Source organism: Pseudoneobacillus rhizolycopersici, from assembly GCF_054786815.1.
This window is the reverse complement of the sequence record NZ_JBTOOE010000046.1, coordinates 1-8,457: the sequence shown is the minus strand read 5'-3', so window position 1 is coordinate 8,457 and position 8,457 is coordinate 1. Positions and strand designations below refer to the sequence as shown.

Genomic DNA, 8,457 nt, shown 5'->3' with positions numbered 1-8,457 from the left:
AAAAGAAGGTGAAAGTGTCGTAGAGAGCCGGTTTCTACGACAAAACGAACGAAAGGGAAGACAGAAGTGTCGTAGAGAACCGGTCTCTACGACAAAACGAATGAAAAAGAAGGTGAAAGTGTCGTAGAGAACCGGTCTCTACGACAAAAGGAACGAAAAAGAAGGTGAAAGTGTCGTAGAGAACCGGTCTCTACGACAAAAGGAATGAAAAAGAAGGTGAAAATGTCGTAGAGTACCGTTCCACGAAAATCACCTTGAATTACCTACTGTTACATGGTTAATAAATTTTCTCCAATATGGATTCGATATCTTTAGCTGTTGGTACTCTTGGGTTTGTTGGGGTACAGCCATCATTTAGTGCTGCTTGGCTGATGATTTCTTTAGCCGCTGTTAATTGTTCCGAAGTAATCCCACAGCCTCTCAGATTAGTGGGCATATGCAATTCTTTTTTTAGTAGGTTGATCTGCCCAATGAGGTTAATCATTCCGACTCTAACGTTGGCTGCTGAAAAACCTAATATTTTGGCTAGCTTGGCATATTTTTTGGCAGCCAGGCTAGTATCTAGAAATCCAGGTTGCCCGGCATTGAATTCAATCACAGATGGTAACAAGATCGCATTCATTCGTCCATGCGGGATATGGAACTGGGCGCCGCACACATGAGCAATACTATGATTAATTCCCAATCCAACGGTATTAAAGGCCATTCCGGCTAAGGTTGAGGCATGATGGACCTTTTCCCTTGCCTCCAAATCATTTCCGTCCTTATACGCTCTTGGTAAAAATTCGAAAATCAACCCAATGGCTTTTTCAGCCAAGGCATCGGAAAAGTCATTGGCGTTGATAGATACATAGGCTTCAATCGCATGGGTTAAGACATCTAAACCAGTATCAGCCGTAACAGATGCGGGAACAGATTTAATCAAACTTGCATCAAGGATGGCTTCATCTGGTAAAAGAGAATCGGCGACAAGAGGGTATTTTAATTGCTTAGCTTGGTCCGTAATGACCGAAAAGGCTGTGGCCTCTGTACCAGAACCACTTGTGGTTGGAATCGCAATAAACGTAATATTGCCTTGGTCTTGAAATACTTTTTGCGAGAAGTCCTTCATTGCCTTAGCTGCATCAATGGCCGATCCACCACCAATCGCAATGATGACACTTGGATTAAGCTTATGCATATAGCTAACTCCTGCAGCAACCGTTTCAATCGGTGGGTCCGGTACGATATCACTAAAGATTTGATAGTGATTTCCCTTCTTTTCGATACGGTTGGTCACCTCAGCTATCATCCCCGATTGCTGAATGAAGGGGTCAGTTACAACAAAGATTCGTTCATTTTCTAGGTTATGTAATCGATCTAACGCGTTTTCGCCGATATATATTTTCGTACGGAAAGAGATTTCTTTCATTTAAAATTCTCCTAACAATTGTAATAGAACTAACCAATCTAAATAAAGGTTTCAACCTTACCATACTATAAGGGAAATCTTTCGTCCAACAACATTTTTGTGAATAGGAGAATAGGCTCGCTTCTCTGGAATAAAAGGAAATAAGTGGTGAATACTAACTGCATTATAGAGTGATTCATAACCTTTTGAAGGGGAGCTACACATGTTCTTCAAAAAAAAATCGTCTGCATTCAAACAGAGAAAAACAGAAGTACAAAAAAATGAGAATCACAACCCCATTCCCACTTCAAAAGAGTCGATGTCAAAGGAATTCAAGAATGGGCTTCAAAATAGTGCGGATATCATTGAGAGTGATGTATTAGGTTCGGGCATTACGTTATTTTATCTCAATACCATGATTGATAAAAAAATGCTGCATGAGAATATTATTGATCCAATCAAACAAAATGCCTGTCAAACGATTGAGGAAATGATGGAATATATTTCCGTTGGGCAAGTAGATAAATCAAATGGATTAGATGCGGCGATAAAAGGAACTCTTGACGGAGTTGTCATTATCCATGTAGAAGGGGAAGCAGCAGTCCTTTTGGCTAAGGCTCCCTCTGATATTGGCCGTTCCTTATCAACAGCTCTAAATGAGTCACAAGTAGTTGGACCACAGATAGCTTTTAATGAAAGTTTAATGACAAACATTTCCTTAATTCGAAAATATATCTCAGACCCCAATCTTTCTGTAGAAAATTTTCAAATAGGAAAACGTAGTCATACAACTGTTTCTATGATTCATATAAACGGTATCGCTTCTGAGGGAATGGTAGACATTTTACGCGAACGAATTCAATCGATTGAAATCGATGGGTTAATCGATAGTTCCATATTAGAACAGCTTCTAGAAGATAACTCTTATTCGATTTTTCCGTTAATGGTTTTAACCGAAAGGCCGGATCGGATCTGCGATTGGCTGTTAAAAGGTAAGCTGTGCGTTTTGGTTGATGGAAGTTCTCTTGCGATTGCTTGTCCGCAATCTTTCTTGGAATTTTTTGAAAGCATGGAGGATTCGGATGTCAATTGGCAGGTTGCCTCTTTTCTAAGACTGTTAAGAATAATCGCCTTGTTTCTTTCTGTTTTTTTTACGGCCATTTATGTCGCTGCTTTAACGTTTCACTATGAAGTCATTCCACAAACATTGTTAATCCCACTTAGTGAATCAAGGTCAAAAGTGCCTTTTCCACCTTTGATCGAAGCCTTGTTGATGGAAATGATTATCGAATTACTGAGAGAAGCAGGTGCCAGATTGCCAACAAAAGTCGGGCAAACCATAGGTATTGTCGGTGGTATTGTCATCGGTACAGCGGCAGTAGATGCAGGATTTACCAGTAATATATTAATTATCATCGTTGCGTTAGGAGCTCTTGCCTCATTCGCTACGCCTAATTTTTCGATGGGTAATACAATCCGGATATTGCGTTTCCCGATTATGCTGTTAGCGGGATTTTTGGGGTTTTATGGCATCATGTTTAGTTTTTGTTTTTTGCTCATCCATCTATTGAAACAATCGAGCCTGGGTGTTCCATTTTTAACGCCTTTTTATCCACCGCGTTTAGCTGACTGGAAGGATAGTATCATCAGGTTGCCATATTCTTTTACAAATAAAAGACCCACCCAAACACGACCTGAGGATCCTGACAGGTACGATTCAGAGAAAGCCAAAAAACAAGATTGATTTTTATTAGCGGGTGACAGTATGCAGGTTCAACATCAACCTAAGCCACAATTATTAATCAGTACCTTTTTATTATTTTTTATTATTCATGATATGCAAGTCAGTATCGGTATCCATGGGTTCCAGCGCATTATTTATCAGGAATCAAAGCACGATGCTTGGATTTCAGTCACCCTCTCTGGAATTCTAACGTACATTCTCATCTATGTGATCATCAAAACGTTACAAATTTACGGTTCTTCTGATATTTATGGCATTCAATATGACGTTTTCGGAAATTTGCTTGGGAAATTGATGAATGCCCTTTATATTCTGTATTGTTTAGTCGCCTTTATTGTGATTATGAAGAACTATATTGAAGTCATTCAAACTTGGATGTATCCTCAAGTGCCAAACTGGTTTCTATCAATTTCTTTATTATTACTCGTGATTTATGGTGTCACCGGTGGCATTCGAGTGATGGTGGGAGTCAGTTTTTTTAATATTATTTTCTCGCTTTGGTTGTATGGATTTGTGGGATTTCCCCTTCGCTATTCTGAGCTCCATCAATTTTGGCCCGTGTTGGAAAGTGACCTTCAATCACTCTTAAAAGGGACTTATAAAATGACATTATCGATGATCGGATTCGAAATCCTCTATGTCATTTATCCCCATTTGAAGGAAAAGGACAAGGCTCAGCGTTTTGCTCAAATGGGAAATGCCGCCTCGACGATATTGTATTTAATTCTTATGCTCGTTTCAATTGCCTATTTTGGTTCTGGTCAATTAGAAAGGACGATTTGGCCAACGCTTTCTATATTTAAAATTGTCAAATTCCCTTTTGTTGAGAGAACGGAATATATTGCGATTGCCTTTTGGATGATCATCATCATTCCAAATCTTATGTATTATTTATGGGCTGCCGTTCGAGGCGTTAATCGATCATTTCAAAAAAAGGACTCCCATTTTATTTGGATTTTTTCATTTATCATCTTGATCGTGACACTCTCATTCAACTCACGACAAAACATCAATAACTTTAATGATTATTTTGCAAGGTTTGCATTTTATTATATTTTTTGTTATCCCATCATTCTCTTCTTATTTGTCCTTCTAAAAAAGAAAATCAGAAAGTCGAAGGAGAAACAAACATGATAAAAAAATGGTGTTTTTGTGTAATCCTGATTCCCTTTCTTTTATTGTCAGGATGTGCTGATCCGAAAATTTTAGAAGAAGTTGGCCTTATCACAACCATTGGGTATGATGTTGGAAAAGACGGAACCTATAAGGGAACAGGGGTTGAGTTGAAAATTGAACCAAATGCCAAAACCGATATTATGATAGTAGAGGCTGAAGCTCACACGGTGAGAGGTCTTAATATCAATGCCAATAAAAATACTTCAAAGAGATTGCTATCTGGACAGTTACGCGTCATCTTAATGGGTGAAGAACTTGCCAGTAAAGGGATTATCCATATTGTTGAATCGTTATCAAGGGACCCTTCCATCAGTGATCTTGCCTACGTGGCGATTGTCGAAGGAGAAACCAGAGATTTGTTAAACTTGAAAAGCGAGCAAATTCCTGATATTGGACTTCATTTATTTCGAATGATTGAAAAAGATACGAAAGGTGAGCTCATGCCATCAGCTACCATGCAAGAAGTCATACACGATTATTATTCATTAGGAGTAGATCCAATCATCCCTATCCTAAAGAAAAATGGGAATAAGGGTGTTCAATATACAGGAACTGGGATCTTTAAAGATGATAAAATGGTGGGGAAAATATCGACGAACCAGAGCTTTTACTTTAAATTGATTAATGATAAATATAAATCCGGTAGCATAGAAATGACCATTAACAGTGATTCTCTAAAGTTAAAGCGTCAACATCCAACCGTAATTGTCTTAGATACGATTCATAGTGATAGTGATATCAAGCTGGTGAGCAAAAAGAATCTTGAATATGAGTTAAAAATAAAACTGAATGGCCGATTGCTTGAAACGAACCCTAATATTGATTTTAGTAAAAAAGAGCATATCGAATTAATTGAAAAAGAAGTGTCAAAACAGATGAAAAAAGAGGTCGAAAAATTAATATCTTATCTTCAATCGAAAAATTCAGATGTGATTGGTTTAGGGCAAATCTATCGATCCTCTGTACGTCACTCGAAGCTTACCAATGATGAATGGCATAATATGTTTAAAGATGTAAAAGTTCAAGTCAAAATCGACTTTAACATTATTCGAACTGGGGTAATAGATTAACAGTCAGCCACAGCTTAGGAAAGAGGTCCTTGTACGAAAATTAGTAAGTCAACATAGTACAAGGACCGTGTTCCTTTTCCCCCACCTTTGAGCTTGCTAATAGATTGCTAGGTTGACAGATTGTCTATTTTCATGTAGGCTATAAACAGAAAATTGAATAAGACCTCACTTTTGATTGTGAGGTAGAGGCGCGATATTTAACAGTCTTTAGTGGAGCTTGAGAGGCTTTGATACTAAGGAGAAGGAAATGTCGCCGAAGTGTGTAATATCCTCAGTATTACATGCTGGGTCTGTAGTTAAGAGCTGCAGGACTGTCTCAATAAACACCCTAGTTTATTGAGTTGTGCTATCTCATTTGGGAAAAGAGAGGACTTTAGGGCAACCGTATATCGTACGACCTGAGTTATTCTCAGGTCGTTTTTTATTTGTCCAAAATACAAGAAAAACAGGAGGAGAGACGAACATGAGAAAAATGTCTTTACTATTTTTGATGATGTTGCTATCAGCAATGGTGTTTTTAGCAGGTTGTGGGACAAGCACTAGTTCCAATTCTGGAGCAAAAGAAGATAATACCTTTAAGGTAGGTCTGGAAGCGGGATACGCGCCATTTAACTGGACGCAAAATAATGATTCCAACGGTGGTGTCAAAATTAGCGGTTCTTCCGAATATGCCGGTGGATATGATGTCGAAATCGCGAAAAAAATAGCCGAAGGTTTAGGCAAGGAATTAGTAATTGTCAAAACAGAATGGGATGGCCTTGTACCAGCGTTAACATCTGGTAAAATTGATGCCATTATCGCCGGTATGTCACCGACAGAAAAACGAAAAGAAACGATCGACTTCTCGGATAACTACTATAAATCTAATTTAGTAATGGTTGTCAAAAAAGGTAGCAAATATGAAGGTGCAACATCGATCCAAGATTTCAAAGGGGCAAAAGTAACCGCTCAATTAAATACTTTCCATTACTCTGTCATTGATCAAATTGAAGGCGTCGACAAGAAAACGGCAATGGACAACTTCCCGGCTATGCGCGTGGCTCTTGAGTCAGGAATCATTGATGGCTATGTATCAGAACGTCCGGAAGCGGTCAGTGCATCAGCTGCAAACGAAAACTTTGTTATGGTGGAATTTTCAGATGGATTCCAAACATCTGAAGACGATACAGCTATCGCCGTTGGTTTAAAAAAGGGTAGTGACTTAACAGAAAAAATCAATGAAATTTTAGCCGGTATCTCAGAAGAAGAACAGACGAGCATTATGGATACCGCTATTCAAAATCAACCAGCAGCAGAATAATAATTTGAAGGAAACCGGCTGTATGTATGGGTACAGTCGGTTTTATATAGTAAAGGAGGATAAAAGATGAGTCTTGAATGGGTCATAAAAATCATTTCCGAAAACTGGCCTATGTTCCTTCGTGGTGCTGGTTTAACCCTTTTAATTGCGCTAATTGGAACGGTTTTCGGGGCCGTCATAGGTTTATTAGCAGGTATCATTCGTACTATCCCGATGCCAGATCGTGGTCCTAAAAAAATACTTTTAAAAATAGTAAATGTGATACTTTCCATTTATATTGAATTCTTCCGTGGAACTCCAATGATTGTCCAAGCAATGGTGATCTATTATGGTTCCGCGCTAGCGTTTGGGATAAATTTAAACGTGTTTTTTGCTGCCATCGTGATTGTGTCGATTAATACAGGTGCTTACATGGCCGAAATTGTCCGTGGTGGAATTATTTCCATCGATAAAGGCCAGTTTGAAGCGGCTCATGCGATTGGAATGAATCATGTCCAAACGATGTGGAATGTGGTGCTTCCACAGGTAATTCGAAATATTTTACCAGCAACAGGAAATCAATTTGTTATTAATATTAAAGATACTTCAGTATTGAACGTGATATCCGTAACCGAACTATATTTTGTGACAAAATCGATTTCAGGAAATAACTTCCGCTATTTTGAATCGTTCTTTGTAGCCTGTGTGATTTACTTCGTTATGACGTTTGCGGTTACACAAATTTTACGTTATTTTGAGAGAAAATTAGAAGGTCCCGACAGCTACACAATGATTGTAACTGAGAAGGAAAAATAGGAGAAGAAGGAGGAGAGACTAATGGAAAAAGTCATTGATATTCAGCATTTAAACAAATCCTATGGAACCCATGAAGTATTAAAAGACATTGATTTTTCGGTTCATAAAGGTGAAGTCGTCTGCATCATCGGTTCCTCTGGCTCTGGTAAATCAACTCTTCTTCGTTGCATTAATTTATTAGAAAAACCAAGCGGCGGTCAAATTATTTATAAGGGTGAAAATATCTTAGATGATCAACATGATATTTTTGCCTATCGCAGACATTTAGGGATGGTCTTCCAGCAGTTTAACTTATTTAATAACCATAACGTCCTAAATAATTGTGTCGTTGGCCAAGTAAAGGTGCTAAAGCGTTCCAGGGAAGAAGCGGAACGGGTGGCGATGAAGTATCTAAAGGTCGTTGGCATGGATAAATATATAAACGCGAAGCCGAAGCAATTATCCGGTGGTCAAAAACAACGCGTAGCGATTGCACGAGCCCTGTCGATGGAACCAGATGTGATGTTATTCGATGAACCAACATCAGCCCTTGATCCTGAAATGGTTGGCGAAGTCCTTAAAGTCATGAAGGAGCTTGCCGAGTCTGGTCTGACGATGTTAATCGTCACGCACGAAATGGAATTTGCAAAAGAAGTATCAGATCGAGTTGTATTTATGGACAAGGGAGTTATTGCCGAAGAAGGCAGCCCTGAGCAAATCTTTAATCAACCAACACAAGAACGGACTAGAGAATTCTTGAAGCGGACTTTAAATAGACTCTAGTGTAAAGAGCAGACATTATTTGGATGTCTGCTCTTTTTTATAGGGAAGAGGTCGGTAGCAGGCGGAAAAGGGGAAGTGGAGTTCGGAAAGAGGAAGGCGGAAAAAGGGAAGTGGAGTCCGAACCCAGTGGTAGTTCGGACAGAGGAAGGCTGAAAAAGGGAAGTAGAGTCCGAACCCGGTGGTAGTTCGGACAGAGGAAGGCTGAAAAAGGGAAGTGGAG

The 8,457-nt window shown here is 39.0% G+C and carries 7 protein-coding genes and 1 riboswitch; of the genes, 6 read left to right on the top strand and 1 reads right to left on the bottom strand.

What is annotated here, in order from left to right; genetic code table 11:
- Positions 1 to 277: 277 nt before the first annotated feature.
- Positions 278 to 1,411: a 1-propanol dehydrogenase PduQ gene (locus ACX9YW_RS22525; protein ID WP_460350880.1), complete on the bottom strand. Its 1,134-nt coding sequence runs from the start codon at positions 1,409 to 1,411 to the stop codon at positions 278 to 280.
- Between the two features lie 202 nt (positions 1,412 to 1,613).
- Here ACX9YW_RS22525 and ACX9YW_RS22520 point away from each other — a divergent pair, with 202 nt between their 5' ends.
- The 6 genes from ACX9YW_RS22520 to ACX9YW_RS22495 all read left to right on the top strand — a co-directional run bounded on the left by ACX9YW_RS22520 (position 1,614) and on the right by ACX9YW_RS22495 (position 8,237).
- Positions 1,614 to 3,134 (top strand): spore germination protein, encoded by a 1,521-nt coding sequence (locus ACX9YW_RS22520; protein WP_460350878.1) that lies wholly within the window; start codon positions 1,614 to 1,616, stop codon positions 3,132 to 3,134.
- Between the two features lie 21 nt (positions 3,135 to 3,155).
- Positions 3,156 to 4,268, top strand: a complete 1,113-nt coding sequence (locus ACX9YW_RS22515; RefSeq protein WP_460350875.1) for a GerAB/ArcD/ProY family transporter — start codon at positions 3,156 to 3,158, stop codon at positions 4,266 to 4,268.
- Positions 4,265 to 5,380: a Ger(x)C family spore germination protein gene (locus ACX9YW_RS22510; RefSeq protein WP_460350872.1), complete on the top strand. Its 1,116-nt coding sequence runs from the start codon at positions 4,265 to 4,267 to the stop codon at positions 5,378 to 5,380. Before ACX9YW_RS22515 ends, ACX9YW_RS22510 begins: the two co-directional genes overlap by 4 nt.
- 175 nt (positions 5,381 to 5,555) lie before the next feature.
- A riboswitch (Lysine riboswitch) is annotated at positions 5,556 to 5,737 on the top strand.
- A gap of 106 nt (positions 5,738 to 5,843) precedes the next feature.
- Positions 5,844 to 6,680, top strand: a complete 837-nt coding sequence (locus ACX9YW_RS22505; RefSeq protein WP_460350869.1) for a transporter substrate-binding domain-containing protein — start codon at positions 5,844 to 5,846, stop codon at positions 6,678 to 6,680.
- A 66-nt stretch (positions 6,681 to 6,746) separates the two neighbouring features.
- Positions 6,747 to 7,475 (top strand): amino acid ABC transporter permease, encoded by a 729-nt coding sequence (locus ACX9YW_RS22500; protein WP_460350867.1) that lies wholly within the window; start codon positions 6,747 to 6,749, stop codon positions 7,473 to 7,475.
- A gap of 21 nt (positions 7,476 to 7,496) precedes the next feature.
- Positions 7,497 to 8,237 (top strand): amino acid ABC transporter ATP-binding protein, encoded by a 741-nt coding sequence (locus tag ACX9YW_RS22495; RefSeq protein ID WP_460350865.1) that lies wholly within the window; start codon positions 7,497 to 7,499, stop codon positions 8,235 to 8,237.
- The last annotated feature ends 220 nt before the right edge of the window (positions 8,238 to 8,457 follow it).